The following is a 13845-nucleotide window of genomic DNA, read 5'->3' on the forward strand; positions in this document are numbered from 1 at the left end:
TCACGTCGGAACTACTCGCGGTTCTTAGGGCCCTCGCTAGGATGACGCGGGTGATGGGATTCATCATGCAAACTTTCGCTCTCATGATGTTTGTCATCGTCGTAAGCTTCCACAATTTTTTGCACCAAACGGTGACGCACGATATCGCTTCGGCGCAGTCGCACGATGCCAATGCCTTCGATGTCGCTGAGACGTTGAATGGCATCACGCAGTCCGCTGGTGATCCCGCGCGGCAAGTCTTGTTGCGAAATATCGCCACTGACCACCATCTTGCTGCGTTCGCCCATCCGCGTGAGAAACATCTTCATTTGTGCGACGGTCGTGTTTTGTGCTTCGTCCAATATGATAAAGGCATCGTTGAGGGTCCGTCCACGCATGTAAGCGAGCGGAATAATCTCGATCACGTCTTGCTCCATCAAGGTCCGAGCTTGATCGAAATCGATCATTTCGCCAAGCGCATCCATCAACGGTCGCAAGTACGGGTTCAGTTTGGCCCGTAAATCCCCCGGTAGGAACCCCAAACTTTCCCCGGCTTCGACTGCGGGGCGGACCAAGACAATTTTTCGTACCTGTCCGGCACGCAGTGCTTCGACCGCCGTTGCCACTGCCAAATAGGTTTTTCCGCAGCCTGCAGGCCCGGTAGCGAAGGCCAAATCGAAGCGGCGAATCGCTTCGACATAACGTCCTTGCCCGGGCGTTCGCGGCTTCACACGCCGACCGGCATGCTGGATATCGATGTCGTCGCCCGAGATGGTCGGCACGGCACCTTCGATCGTGGCGCCCTCTTCGGTCGCCGCCGCATCGACGTCTTCGCTCGCCAAATCCCCTTTTTTACGCGAGATGTGACGCATCTTTTCAAGCGTGCGGGTCGCCCGATTGACGTTGTCCTCTTCGCCCGCGATCCGGATTCGTCCGTCTCGCAGCGTGATGCTGACGTCAAACGCTCGACGCAGTTTCCGCAAATGCTGGTCACGCGGCCCAAACAAAGTCAGGATTTCCGCAGGATTCGCAATCGATAATGTCGCTTCGGTCATTCAAGTGCCTGAAAGGTTTAGTCTCCTACTTCGCTCGATTCTAGCGTGAGCGAGTGCTTGTATCACATTTAAAATCTCTGGGTGTACAAGCGTTTTCCTCACCCAGGTGGGCCTGCCACTCCGGCAGCAAAACACAGAAACGCAGGCATAACCGCTGCAATCAGCGAGTCGGTCACGTCCCAAACGCCCCCCAAACCGGGAAGCCATGATCCGCTGTCTTTGACCCCTGCATCGCGTTTTACGAGTGATTCGGCTAAATCGCCCATCATTCCCGCAATCGCCAACACCGGACCCAACACCATCGCGCCGATAATGCACTGTATCAAAGTGAGCGCACTTGCGGTTGGCGCCACCGCAGGAAAAAGCCAATGCAAGCACGCGAATGCAACGATCGTGCTGGTTAGCATTCCCCCAACGGCCCCTTCCCAGGTCTTGCCGGGGCTAAGACGTGGGATCAATTTGTGTCGTCCGACCGCGCGGCCGACGAAATAGGCGCCCGCATCGGTCGATTTTGTCACAGCAATCATCGTGATCAGTGCCGCTAACCCCCAGTTTCCACTGCTCGGTTCACTCGGATCTACCGAGCCGAGCGAACGCAGCGAAACCAGCAATGCCATTGGCAACCCGACGTACATCGACACAAAAACACCCGACAAGGTGCGGTCAATTGCGTAGCCTTTTTCTCGCTGGATCTCAGGGCGACCGTAAGTCCACATCTCGGCCGCCAACGTGATCATGACCGCAGCGACCGCCGCTGCCACAATCCAACCCAAACGCCCGAGGGGACAATCCAACGGATAAACCGAATCAAACAGCGGCCAAGCCATGGGCACACAGGCCGACAACGTGACCATCGCGGTGGTGAACATGGCAATCGATCGCGAGACGTTTCGGCCACTCGCTGACAACAGCGACGACAGGTCCGATGCGGTGCCGAGCGCAAAAAACAGCAGCAGCGGAATCAACCAAAGGCCTTCGGCGCCATCGACCGAGTGGTTTGCATCAAGGTAGATCAGCAAGCCCACGATGGAAAGCAAAACAGCCGAAGTTTTTAGACGGTCAATAAGCACGCGTTATTCCTAATGCGAAGGGGCCAAGGCGATCACAGGCACGTGAGAGCGCTGCATTGATCTGGAGCGACAAAGCGTGATGTCACTCATTCACGTTCAGTCCGCCGAAACGTCGTTGGCGAAGAGCAAAGTCGTCAATCGCAGTGAGAAAGTTTTCACGCGTGAATTCGGGCCAACATGTGTCGGTGATCCACAACTCGGAGTAACTTAATTGCCATAGCAAAAAGTTGCTCACTCGCATGTCGCCACCGGTGCGAATCATTAAATCGACTTCGGGCAACCCTGCTGTATAGAGTCGCGAGGTGATCCGTTCTTCGCTGATCTCTTCTTCGCGGAGTGATCCCGCAGCGACTTCACGAGCCAATTCCCGAGCGACTTTTGTGATCTCGTCACGCCCGCCGTAATCAATCGCCAGCACCAGTTGAGTGCCGGGATTGCTTTCGGACATGGCCAGAGTTTTGTCCATCTCTTTGATGACGTTCTCAGGCAATCGATCGCGTCGGCCGATCACCTTCAATCGCAGACCCTGGTCCATGATCGTGCGACGTTCCTCGATCAAATATTGCTCGAGCAAGTGCATCAAGAATTCGAGTTCCGCTTTGGGACGTTTCCAATTCTCGCTGGACAGACAATACAATGTGATCGCGTCGATGTTCAGTTCCGTCGCGGTTTCGCTTACCATGCGAACCGTTTCGACACCACGGCGATGTCCTTCGATTCGCGGTAAATCACGTGCCTGAGCCCATCGACCGTTGCCATCCATGATGATCGCGATGTGCCGAGGACGTTTGCTCTCGGCACTTTCGCTTGCCCGGTCGGCACATGCTTTCACTGGATCCTTCATCTTGCAGTTCGCCTTACTTGCGATGCTTCCTGACTAGCTTAGCGGTTGCAGTGCAAGTTCCGATGCGGCATCGGTAAAGATCGTTTGCGCTCGATCGGGGCCGACCGAAAGAACGCCTACGGGGACGCCGACGAGTTCTTCGATGCGTCGGACATAATCCATTGCACCGGCGGGGAATTGATCCATCCGGCGAACATCGTCCACCGGTTCTTTCCAACCAGGGATCGTTTCGTAAATCGGTTTGCAGCGACGCAATTCGTCCGCGTGACTTGGGAATCGTTCGATTCGTTTGCCATCCAATTCGTAGGCAACACAGACCTTCAATTCATCGAGGTGAGCCAGCACGTCCATCATCATCAATGCCAAGCGTGTCACTCCACTCAGACGTGCGGTGTAGCGAACGGCCACCGCATCGAACCAACCACAGCGTCGTGGGCGTCCGGTGGTGGTTCCATATTCGTTGCCCAGGTCGCGAATGCGATCGCCGGTCGCATCGTCGAGTTCGGTGACGAAGGGGCCGCCGCCGACGCGAGTGCTGTAGGCTTTGCAAACGCCAAGCACGGTGTTGATCCACTTTGGTGGCACCCCGGCACCGGCACAAACGCCGACGCCGCTGCTGTTGCTGCTCGTGACAAAGGGATACGTGCCGTGGTCGATGTCCAACAAGGCACCTTGCGCACCTTCGAACAAGATACGTTTGTCCGCTTCGGTCGCATCGAGCAACAGATCGGTGGTGTCGCCGATCATGCCTTCCAGACGTTCTGCCCAGCTGGCCGCCAAAGGGACGACGACTTCGGGGGCGATTTTTTGCAGTTCTTCTTCCGAAGCGCCCAGGTTTTTCAGCAGTTGGATTTTTTGCTCGGCAACCGTGCGAATGCGTTCGTCACGCTGCGGCTGAATCAGATCGGTCATGCGAATTGCGTGGGTGCGTCCCACTTTGTCGCGATAACACGGTCCGATGCCTCGGTTGGTCGTGCCAATCGATTCACCGCGAACTTCGGTTGCGTTGATCTGGCGGTCTTCGGCGATATGCCAAGGCATCACCAAGTGAGCCCGCTCGCTGATCATCAGATTCTTTGCACAGTCGACCCCGCGAGGCGCCAATGCATCGATTTCGTCGAGCATTGTCGACGGATTGATTACCACACCAGGCGTGATGAGGTTTTGAACCTGGGGATGCAAAATCCCGCTGGGAATGTGGTGCAATTTGTAGGTTTGATCGCCCGCGACCACGGTGTGCCCTGCGTTGGCACCTCCTTGATAACGAACCACGATATCGAACTGAGGTGCAAGCAGATCAACCAGCTTGCCTTTTGCCTCGTCGCCCCACTGCAGACCAATGACACAAGTACCCGACACCAAACGAACTCCCAAGAACTTTGGGGGGGGAAATTCCCGGGGGGGAAATCCCCACGGCGCAAACGGAAAAGCCTAAGCCCCAGCGCGGATGCTGGCAAGCAGGTGGAGAGTAAGTGTGACAAAACTTCCGAGCCGATCGGCCACTATTGTGCTGCCGAGGCCCAGATTTTTTTGTCCGCCGCTTCAATCAACGGCGGGAACTCTCCGATTTCCACCGCATTGTTTCCCTGCTCGTGTTTGCGGAACAGCAACAGGTACGTTTCGTTCTGAGGCCGATATCGGTGAAAGAAAAGCTCATTTTTGCGAACGATTTGCTGCGAAAGTTCATCTTGAACCGGGTGTGGCTGGCCACCCACCAATGCATCGGCTAATTCGTTGGCCAAGCGTTCATAGCCCTTTTCGTTGGGAACCAAGCCATCGGCGGTGACTTCCTTGCCACTCGGTTCCCAAGCAATCGAGATCACTGCGGAATCGGTTTCTTTGCCGACCGTTTGCACGATTTCACGTGCCTGAGCGATTGATTCTTGATAATTTTCGGTTTTGAAGCCTGGCAGCGGAAAGGGCGTCATCAGGATTACACGGCGATTTGTTTGCTGAATGTCGCTGATCAATCGCTTCAATCCGTCAGCAAATCGTCCGATCGCCCGTTCGCCATCGCTCGCTTCGGCAAATCCGTACGCCAATAAAACCACCGTTGGGTCAGCGACTTGGATGTCTGCCATCAGTCGCGAATAGCCTTCTCGCGGCGAATCAAAGCGTTTTCGTGCGTAGCCGTGGACGTCATCGCCGGACCAGCCCAAATTTCGAACGGTCAATTTCCAATCGGGACGGCGAGATTGCAGCTGACCCTCAACCTGACCGTTGCTCTGCATCCGCTCGACGAGGGTGCCCCCAACAATCGCCACGCGATCATTCGGGTTTAGCAGTGGTTTCGTGGTTTCGGCCGATGCCGAATGAGGGAACAAGCTGCCAAAAATAAGTGTGATGCCAGTGAGCGAGATGCCAGTGACGATTGTGGCAAAGCAAGAGAGTGAACGCATGACAGGAAAGGGATGCGAGGGTATTGGGGTGGTTAGTACGTGTCGCGAATGCAGAAAAAACGCCCAAGACGGTCTTGGGCGATCATCGCACGCCACAGGGGCTGCGCCGCAGCTTAATTGATAGGCTATCAAAACGGCGCAAAAATTTTGGGCGGTGCGGCAAATGCAACCACCCCAGAAACGGTTCCGGCCACTCCCCGATCGCTTCATAACCCTCGACACAGCAACCGTTTAGTCGCTGTCGGTCGGCGTCGCGTTGATCGTGCAAGCGGCCGGATTAAACGCCTTACCCGCTGGCTTACGGAGCAGTTGCTGGTGAGTAAACCGGCGGCAACTTACAGTTCCGATTCGATCGCTTTGATGAGCTCGGCGTCGTCAGGTGTCGTTCGCGGGGCGAATCGGTTGACCAAATTACCATCGCGGTCGATCAGGAATTTTTCGAAATTCCAGCTGATCTTGCCTTTGCCAGCCGGTTTGACGTCTTTGCTGGTCAAATACTTGTAGATCGCAGTCGCGTCTTTGCCGTTGACGTCCACCTTGCTGAACATCGGAAAGGTCACGTTGTACTTTGTCGAGCAGAACGATTTGATGTCCGCTTCGCTGCCCGGTTCTTGGGTACCAAATTGGTTGCAGGGGAAACCGAGCACGACAAAGCCTTTTTCTTCGTACTTTTTGTACAAATCTTGCAGTCCCGCGTATTGAGGCGTCAGCCCACACTCGCTGGCGGTGTTGACGATTAACACCACTTTGCCCTCGTAGTCTTCGAGGTCCACGGTTTCGCCGTCAATGTTTTTGACTTTGAAGTCGAGTGCACATTCGTGATCATCGTGGGCGGTCGCCATGGTCGTGAAAGCTCCGAGAACGAGGGCAGTGGCAAGCAGAAAACGCATCGAGAGGACTCCGATAGCAGGGGGGAAACTGCGATGAGCAGCAAATTTGATTGTTTAGGCAGAGTATAGCGAGCGAGTAAGTAGCAACGAGCGTCGAGGTGAATTAATCTCTCATTGCTGGCGAAATAACGGCAGACTTACTTGACGAAACCACTTTCGATTGCCAGCATTTCGTGGTCAATCTGAATTCCCTCCCCCTCCAACGGACCGAACCGGCATTATGGAAAACCGAAAACTTCTTCTCTATGCAGGCTTTCTAGCCTTGATCGCAGCCGGTATCGGTTTTGCCGTACGTGCGGGACTTCTTGACGTCTGGTCGACCCAGTATGGGTTCACCATGACCGAGTTGGGGCAAATCACCGGTGGGGGACTGCTTGGATTCGGCATCGTTATTCTGCTGGCGGGGTTTCTGACCGACTGGATTGGGTACAAGCCGTTGATGTTGGCGGCACTCGTATGTCACGTGATTTCCGCAGTGATGTTGTTCTCGGCCACCCCGGTCTTTAACGCGGCCGGCAAAGATGCGGTCTATATGATCCTGTTTTGGTCTGCGTTCATTTTCGCGGTCGGCAACGGGATTTGCGAAGGGGTGATCAACCCGCTGACCGCGGCCATTTATCCCGAACAAAAGACTCACTATCTAAATATTCTGCACGCGGGTTGGCCCGCCGGTTTGGTTATCGGCGGTTTGATCGTCTTTTTGAAAGGCAGCGTTGGCTGGGAAATCCTGCTGGCAACCTACCTGATCCCGACCGCAATGTACGGTTTTATCGCGGTCAAAGAACGCTTTCCCCAGACTCACGCGCAATCCGGTTCGGTTTCTTACGGCGGCATGATCACCAAACTGATCGCTCCGTTTTTTGTCATTCTGTTGCTGACACACGCCTTGGTTGGTTACGTCGAACTGGGAACCGATAGCTGGATCAACAAGATCACCAGCAGTATTTTGAAAAGTGCCACGCTGGGAACCGCGTTGTTCATCTACACATCGCTCTTGATGACCGGTTTGCGATTCTTTGCCGGCCCCATCGTGCACAAGATTTCGTCGCTGGGTTTGTTGTTCTTCAGTGCTTGTATCGGTGCGACCGGGTTGTACTTGATCAGCATCGGCACCAACGTTTACTTCATGTTCTTTGCTGCAACCGTCTACGCCCTGGGGAAAACCTTCCTGTGGCCGACAATGTTGGGAGTGGTTGGCGAACGCTATCCACAAAGTGCCACCGTGGCGATGGCTTTGATGGGTTTTGCTGGAATGACCTCGGCTGGATTGCTGGGGGGACCCGGGATTGGATACAAGCAAGATTACTTCTCGTCGCAGTACATCCAAGCAAACGCGCCGGAAACGTTCGAGCGAGTGAAGGCTCCTAACGAGAACCAATTCTTGGTCTTCCCGCCAATCGTGGGTATCGACGGGGCAAAAGCGGGGATGCTTGCCGATAGTGGCGCTTCGATCGAAAACGAAAAGACGATCGCTGGCGATGAGTGGTCGAGCGAGAAATTCGAAGGACTTCGCAATCAATACGATTGGTGGCAAACGAACAAAGAGTATGCTTCGGTCGATGCGGCTCCGACCAGCGAAGCCGCCCTGTACGGCAGCCGGATGGCGATTCGAGTCACCGCATTGGTTCCCGCGACGATGGCGATCTTGTACTTGATCCTGATTTTTGCCTTCAAAGCCCCCAAGCAGAAAGGCGATGCCTCGCTAGCCGAGGAAGCTCCCGGAACCGAGCTCTAAGCTCCTGCCTCGGGACGGTCGTGGATCGAAGTCACGCGGCTTCCTTGGCGGCTTCCCGGCAGATTCAAAACTAGCAAAAGCCGGCATCTTTTCCGATGCCGGCTTTTCTTTTGCCTGAACCGTTTTACTTTTGCCATAACTGGCCGTTGCCCCCACTCAGCAAAAGCAACTCGGGCGGCTAGAATCCTGCTCGTTGACCCATTCCGTTTCCCTAGCCCCCGACCGATTCTGTGCTACGCACCCATACCTGCGGACAACTCCGCAAGACCGATATTGGAACCGAAGTGACCCTGTGCGGATGGGTCGACAGCAAACGCGACCACGGCGGCGCGGTCTTTATCGACCTTCGCGATCGCTACGGACTGACTCAAGTCGTGATCGGGCCTCCCGAGGCCGACGCCAAACTGATCGACGAAGCGGGCCGAATCCCCGGCGAGAGCGTGATTCTGATCAAAGGCAAAGTCGCCGATCGGTTGGAAGGCAAAACCAATGACAAATTGCCCACCGGAGCGATCGAAGTTCGCTGCGATCACGTCGAAATCTTGAACGCTTGCGCCAACCCCCCCTTCACCCCCAGCCAAAGCGATCTGCCGGGCGAAGACCTACGGCTGAAGTACCGCTTCTTGGACCTGCGTCGCAAAGAAATGCAGAACGCGCTGGTCCAACGCAGCCGCATCATCAAGGTCATGCGTGACTATTTTGCCGAGCATGATTTTATCGACGTGGAAACACCGATCCTTGGTCGCAGTACTCCCGAGGGAGCTCGCGATTATTTGGTGCCCAGCCGCGTGCACGCTGGAAAATTCTACGCGTTGCCGCAATCGCCTCAGCTGTACAAACAAATCTTGATGGTCGCCGGTTTCGATCGTTACGTCCAAGTGGCGAAGTGTTTCCGCGACGAAGATTTGCGAGCCGATCGTCAACCTGAATTCACCCAGTTGGACCTCGAGATGTCGTTCGTCGATGCCGACGACATCATGGGGCTGATCGATGGCTTGGTCGCGCGTACGGCCAAAGAAGTGCTCGGCAAAGAAGTTAAAACGCCTTTGCCGCGAATGACTTACGACGAAGCGATGCGTCGCTACGGTCACGACGCACCCGATTTACGTTTCGACATGGAGATTGTCGACGTCACATCGGTCGCCAAAAAAACCGAGTTTCGCGTTTTCCGCGGCACCGCCGATGCCGGCAACTTTGTCCGTGGTATGAACGTCAAAGAAGCGGCAACCAAATTCTCGCGTCGCCAAATCGACGAGATGACCGAATTCGTCAAAGAATTTGGTGCGAAAGGTTTGGCGTGGTTCCGTGTCGAAGACGATGGCACATTATGGAGCCCAATCAGCAAGAATTTGGACGAAGCTCATTTGGCTGAGATCAAAGAATTGATGAAGGGCGAACCAGGCGACTTGTTGATGTTCTTGGCCGATACTTGGGAAGTCACCTGCAAAGGTTTGTATGCACTTCGCAAGCGTTTAGGTGCCGAGCTGAAGCTTTACAGCCCCGACCAACTCAATTGCAGCTGGATCACCGAATTCCCGATGTTCGAGCGTGACGAAGAAACGGGCAACTGGACGGCGATGCACCACCCGTTTACCGCACCACTTGCCAGCGACCTCGAAAAACTTGACAGCGATCCCAAGGCATGTCGTGCTCAGGCGTATGACCTTGTCATCAACGGTAGCGAAGCGGGTGGCGGAACGATCCGGATCCACGATTCCAAAACGCAAAGCAAAGTCTTTGACTTGTTGGGGATCGACGAAGCGACCGCCGAAGATCGTTTTGGATTCCTGCTCAATGCACTGCGTTTCGGTGCACCGCCACATGGTGGAATCGCGTTGGGCGTCGATCGCTGGGTGATGTTGTTAGCCGGACTAGAGAACATTCGCGAAGTGATCGCGTTCCCGAAGACTCAAAAGGCTGCCGACTTGATGACCGAAGCACCAGGCGAAGTCGATTCGGGGCAACTCACCGAACTGCACCTGCGTACCGTTGGCGTGAAGACTCAGTAAGGGGCTGGCGTTCGTAGAATGAAGTAAAAGCTGAGGTAGTGGATCTTGCGAAAGATCCTGCAGCATGGGGATCTTTGGTAAGATCCACTACGGTGTAAAGTTCGATAAGTGCCTCTCCCGCAATAAAAAAATCCCGCTCCAATGGAGCGGGATTTTTTTCGTCTCGGGTCGCGATCGTTTGCAGACGATCGGGTTATTGCGGTCGGCGGCTGATCCAGTTGTTGTCCGACAATCGCGAAATCGCTCGCTGCAAAACAGCGTCTTCACGGTCGGTGGTCATTTCACCATTGGAATTGGGACGAGCGGCGATGTAAGTCGGTTCAACCGGTACGCTGGGGGTGACCCCGTTTAGGCTGATCGCTCGGCCGCTTGGCGAATAGAACTTGGCGGTCGTCAAACAGAGTCCAAACTTGGCCGATTGCATCCGAAAGATTCCTTGCACGCTGCCTTTTCCGTAGCTGGTTTCACCAATCACGTCGCCGCGTCCGCTGTCCGCGATCGCTCCCGCAAAAATTTCGCTTGCACTCGCACTGTCGCGATCGATCAATACGGCGAGCGGGATGTTCCACGTGTTAGGACGATGTGCGGTGTAGTCGTAGTTTTCGCGAGCGTTGCGACCACGCGTGGTAACGATGCGTCCGTCGCCGAGGAACCGGTCTGCCACTTCGACGGCTGCCGAAAGCAATCCACCGGGGTTGCCGCGAACGTCAAGGATCAACGATTTCATCCCTTGGCGGTGCAAATCCCACAACGCTTGTTCGATGTCACGCGTTGTCGTTTTTTGGAAGTTCGTCAGACGCAGATAACCAACGTGGTTGGCGGCGTCGACAATGTGCACGTTTTCAACACAAGGAACCTCGACGCGGCGACGTTGCACTTTCAAGTCACGGACGTTGCCATCGGCTCCTAACACTCCGATCGAAACGTACGACTTTTCGGGGCCACGAAGCAGATCGGCGGCGTAGCCAGGGTCGGACGTTTTGGTTTCGGTCGCTTCCACACGAATGATTCGGTCGCCACCGATCAAACCGGCTTCTTCGGCAGGTCCGCCGGGGATGACCGACAAAATGTGCAGTGCATTGCTTTCGGCTTTCAGTTCGATACCCAAACCAACAAAGTTGCCCTCGATGTTCGAGAACATTTCGTCAAGTTGGTTTCCCGACAACAATCGTGTGTACGGGTCGAGCGTCGAAACGGCGCCACTCATGAATTCCAATGCGGTGGCGGTTGGCGATAGTCCGATTTCCGATTTAGCCAACGACGCAACGAAGGCAACGTTGGCTCGCAAATCAAAGCGAGTCGCAGTGCTGCGGTTGGCCAATTGGTGATGCACGTTTTGGCGAAAGTTTTCCACCGCGACGGGGTCGGCGGTGGCCAGCATGCGGTCCACAAACTTTTCTTCGGTCAACGCAACTTCAAGAGCCGCAGTGCCATGCAGCATCACGCGAGCCCAATCGATCTGCTCGACATAATGGGTTTGCAAATTCGCCAAGATCTCGGCGTACAAATCAAGAGCCTGCTCTTGCGACAATCGGTCGACCGACTGCAGGTAGCTGGTGTCTTGATAGCGCCGATTGACATCGTAATGCAGCTTCGCGATCGTCAAGCGTTGGTACAGCGACTTGCTGCCGGGGTGCTTCTTCGAAGCGTCCTCGTAATGACGAACGGCATCGGCCCACAATCGAGCTTGCTCGAGTTCAAGTCCTTGCTGAACCGCTTGTTGTTCCGGGGTAACTGAAAACTGTTCAGCTTCGGTGACAACTTGGGCCGAGGCGGGAGCGGCATAGCCGAGCAGCAATGCCGCAGCAAACAAGCTGAAAAAAGTTCCAGCGGATTGGCGACGATAGACCTGTGGGATCCGATTCATACGAGCAAAATCCAGTGGAGCATCGTTCGGGAGGGTCCCCTAAACATCAGGGAGGTGATGTTTAGATGAAGCTGTGCAAAGACGCTCAGACCACACAGCTACGGGAATATAGGACACAAAGGGTGCCTGGTCAAAAAAACGGTGCGGTGGAAAATCGGGAAATTCGTGCTGACCCCACCAATTTGAAAAGTGGCGAATGGGTCGGTGCAAATGTTCCGATACTTCCGGTCAACTTCTTAGAGAGTCTGACCGCACAGGCGTGTTTCACGCCTGTTTCCTACCGCTGTGCCTCCACTGCACTAGAGACGACTCGCATGTCGTCATGGCTTCCAGGAGAAAAGATAGGCGTTGTCCAGTTCGCAGGCAACGAACTTTTTCTGCTCCGGTTGAACGTTTCGCTTTTCAGTCGATCAGTGGGCGTGTGAAACAAAAGTTTCACGCGATGCTCGGGGGGGAACGTCTGATTTGCGCCTTATCGCGATTTACGGTGGCGGATGTCCGCGTAAAAAAAGATCTCTTTAACAAGAAATGAATTTATGGCGATAATAGGTAATGGACTCGTCGGGCCGCGCCCGACCAGGTTCGGCCCATGCGCGTTCACTGATACCAAATGCACCCATATAGCGGGTCAGGTTCGGTTGGATTTCGCAGCTGGCATCGTAGCTCGCTGTGCAAATCAACTCGACTTACCTGCACCACTCGTGGCTAACACCGCGAGGCTCGGGAAAGACCCCGAGGAAAGTTGAGGGTTCAGGGATGAAGTGGCGATCGCTGCTAGCCGTTGTACTCGGCCTGTCCGTTTCTCACGTTGCGACTTTTGCTCAAAGGCCGCTCGATGCTGAGCGTCTTTCTACGAGTCGAGCGTCGCCAGAACGCGACGCGTTCTTTTCTTCCAGCGGCGTGGTCCGCTTTCAGCTGATTCAAGGTCGGCTCGGACTCAACCCAATGTTGCATCGCAACGGGGCTCAACAGCGTCAAGACGACGAGGTATTCGAGAGTATCACCGTCACCGCCCAACGCGGTATCCCTTCACTGCACTACGTCCTTCAGCAGCCAATGGTCCGGCCGCTGCCTTCTTATTCCCAGACGCCGCAGTCCTCTTTCTCTAATTCAGACTTATCCAAGTCGCACTTATCCGAGTCGCCGCTGCAGCACATTACGCTTAGCGTTGACAACGCAACGGAAGTGAAGATTGAATCCGAGTTGAAGCACACCGGTGAGCGAAGTGTGTTGAATCAGCCCGCATTCGGGATGATTCGCTGGGAGATTCAACGCGGCGATCAATTGGATTCCTATACGGGATCGACGCTGTTTCATGTCCGGTTGCAAAACCCCGAAGTTTTTGATCTGCATTACGCCGACTTGACCTCGCGAGTGTTGCGAGGGAATTCGATTGCCGAATTGTCGGATCAGATTCATGTTGCCGTGTTGGCACATCATGACGAGCTTCCCGCGATCCCCTTGTCCGAAGTCGTTTGCTGTGTCGAACAATTGCGTTCGCCACGTCAAAGTGTGCGGATCTCGGCTCAGCAGCAATTGCTTCGATGGGGGACACCCATCATTCCGATGGTCCAGCAAATGATGGCCACCGATCTCGAGCTCGAACAGCGAGCGCGTCTCGGCGAAACCATTCGGATGCTGCGTCCGCGAGTCGAGGATACGCCTCGGTCGTTGGCGATGTTGGTGGTCAACGACCCTCTGTTTTGGGAGTTGGAAAAGCCGCATTTGACTCAAAGCGAGTGGGGGCTGGTGAACCAGCACCTGCAGCAAATGGGAGTCATTGAATCGCGGCCGCATGATTCATCGCTCACCAGTGTCGCGCCGCGTTGATGCGAAACGCCGCTCGTAATACGCAGCACATTCGGATAACCCCCAAGTCGTAGCGAAAGTCGCCACGACTTTCGGCGGCATCGGTAGATTGCAGTGACGCTCGTGCTGCAAAACGCGATGCCCCGAAACTGGCGGTGTCGACTCAGGCGGTCGCGATACTGGATGCG

The 13845-nt window shown here is 55.0% G+C and carries 10 protein-coding genes; 3 read left to right on the forward strand and 7 right to left on the reverse strand.

Annotated features, from left to right (window positions below; all coding sequences use genetic code 11):
- Window positions 1-11 precede the first annotated feature (11 nt).
- The 6 genes from ABD971_RS21285 to ABD971_RS21310 form a co-directional block, all read right to left on the reverse strand.
- Window positions 12-1034, reverse strand: a complete 1023-nt coding sequence (locus ABD971_RS21285) for a PhoH family protein (RefSeq protein WP_345325379.1) — start codon at window positions 1032-1034, stop codon at window positions 12-14.
- A 98-nt stretch (window positions 1035-1132) separates the two neighbouring features.
- Window positions 1133-2104 carry a phosphatidate cytidylyltransferase gene (locus tag ABD971_RS21290; RefSeq protein WP_345325381.1) on the reverse strand — a complete coding sequence of 324 codons (972 nt, stop codon included), beginning with the start codon at window positions 2102-2104 and terminating at the stop codon, window positions 1133-1135.
- A gap of 82 nt (window positions 2105-2186) precedes the next feature.
- Window positions 2187-2948: a polyprenyl diphosphate synthase gene (gene uppS / locus ABD971_RS21295; protein ID WP_345325383.1), complete on the reverse strand. Its 762-nt coding sequence runs from the start codon at window positions 2946-2948 to the stop codon at window positions 2187-2189.
- 33 nt (window positions 2949-2981) lie between these two features.
- Complete coding sequence (locus ABD971_RS21300) at window positions 2982-4307, reverse strand: adenylosuccinate synthase (RefSeq protein ID WP_339937998.1); 1326 nt, start codon at window positions 4305-4307, stop codon at window positions 2982-2984.
- A 143-nt stretch (window positions 4308-4450) separates the two neighbouring features.
- Window positions 4451-5347: a GDSL-type esterase/lipase family protein gene (locus tag ABD971_RS21305; protein WP_345325386.1), complete on the reverse strand. Its 897-nt coding sequence runs from the start codon at window positions 5345-5347 to the stop codon at window positions 4451-4453.
- 335 nt (window positions 5348-5682) lie between these two features.
- Window positions 5683-6237: a glutathione peroxidase gene (locus ABD971_RS21310; protein ID WP_486348648.1), complete on the reverse strand. Its 555-nt coding sequence runs from the start codon at window positions 6235-6237 to the stop codon at window positions 5683-5685.
- 220 nt (window positions 6238-6457) lie between these two features.
- Here ABD971_RS21310 and ABD971_RS21315 point away from each other — a divergent pair, with 220 nt between their 5' ends.
- Together ABD971_RS21315 and aspS are read left to right on the forward strand one after the other, a co-directional pair.
- Complete coding sequence (locus ABD971_RS21315; protein ID WP_345325388.1) at window positions 6458-7972, forward strand: MFS transporter; 1515 nt, start codon at window positions 6458-6460, stop codon at window positions 7970-7972.
- A gap of 230 nt (window positions 7973-8202) precedes the next feature.
- Window positions 8203-9981, forward strand: coding sequence for an aspartate--tRNA ligase (gene aspS, locus ABD971_RS21320; RefSeq protein ID WP_345325390.1), 1779 nt, complete (start codon window positions 8203-8205; stop codon window positions 9979-9981).
- A 193-nt stretch (window positions 9982-10174) separates the two neighbouring features.
- Here the strand turns inward: aspS and ABD971_RS21325 are convergent, their stop codons facing one another.
- Window positions 10175-11848: a S41 family peptidase gene (locus tag ABD971_RS21325; protein WP_339937990.1), complete on the reverse strand. Its 1674-nt coding sequence runs from the start codon at window positions 11846-11848 to the stop codon at window positions 10175-10177.
- A gap of 945 nt (window positions 11849-12793) precedes the next feature.
- On the opposite strand from ABD971_RS21325, the gene ABD971_RS21330 reads away from it, so the two are divergent.
- Window positions 12794-13678 carry a hypothetical protein gene (locus tag ABD971_RS21330; protein WP_345325394.1) on the forward strand — a complete coding sequence of 295 codons (885 nt, stop codon included), beginning with the start codon at window positions 12794-12796 and terminating at the stop codon, window positions 13676-13678.
- Window positions 13679-13845: the final 167 nt, after the last annotated feature.

The organism is Novipirellula rosea (assembly GCF_039541335.1).
GTDB lineage: Bacteria > Planctomycetota > Planctomycetia > Pirellulales > Pirellulaceae > Novipirellula > Novipirellula rosea.

Excerpts from the sequence above, each read along its gene's own strand:
- ABD971_RS21305 (WP_345325386.1), bottom strand. The coding sequence starts at position 5,347 with ATGCGTTCACTCTCTTGCTTTGCCACAATCGTCACTGGCATCTCGCTC.
- ABD971_RS21285 (WP_345325379.1), bottom strand. The coding sequence starts at position 1,034 with ATGACCGAAGCGACATTATCGATTGCGAATCCTGCGGAAATCCTGACT.
- ABD971_RS21310 (WP_486348648.1), bottom strand. The coding sequence starts at position 6,237 with ATGCGTTTTCTGCTTGCCACTGCCCTCGTTCTCGGAGCTTTCACGACC.
- ABD971_RS21330 (WP_345325394.1), top strand. The coding sequence starts at position 12,794 with ATGTTGCATCGCAACGGGGCTCAACAGCGTCAAGACGACGAGGTATTC.
- ABD971_RS21315 (WP_345325388.1), top strand. The coding sequence starts at position 6,458 with ATGGAAAACCGAAAACTTCTTCTCTATGCAGGCTTTCTAGCCTTGATC.
- uppS (WP_345325383.1), bottom strand. The coding sequence starts at position 2,948 with ATGAAGGATCCAGTGAAAGCATGTGCCGACCGGGCAAGCGAAAGTGCC.
- ABD971_RS21325 (WP_339937990.1), bottom strand. The coding sequence starts at position 11,848 with ATGAATCGGATCCCACAGGTCTATCGTCGCCAATCCGCTGGAACTTTT.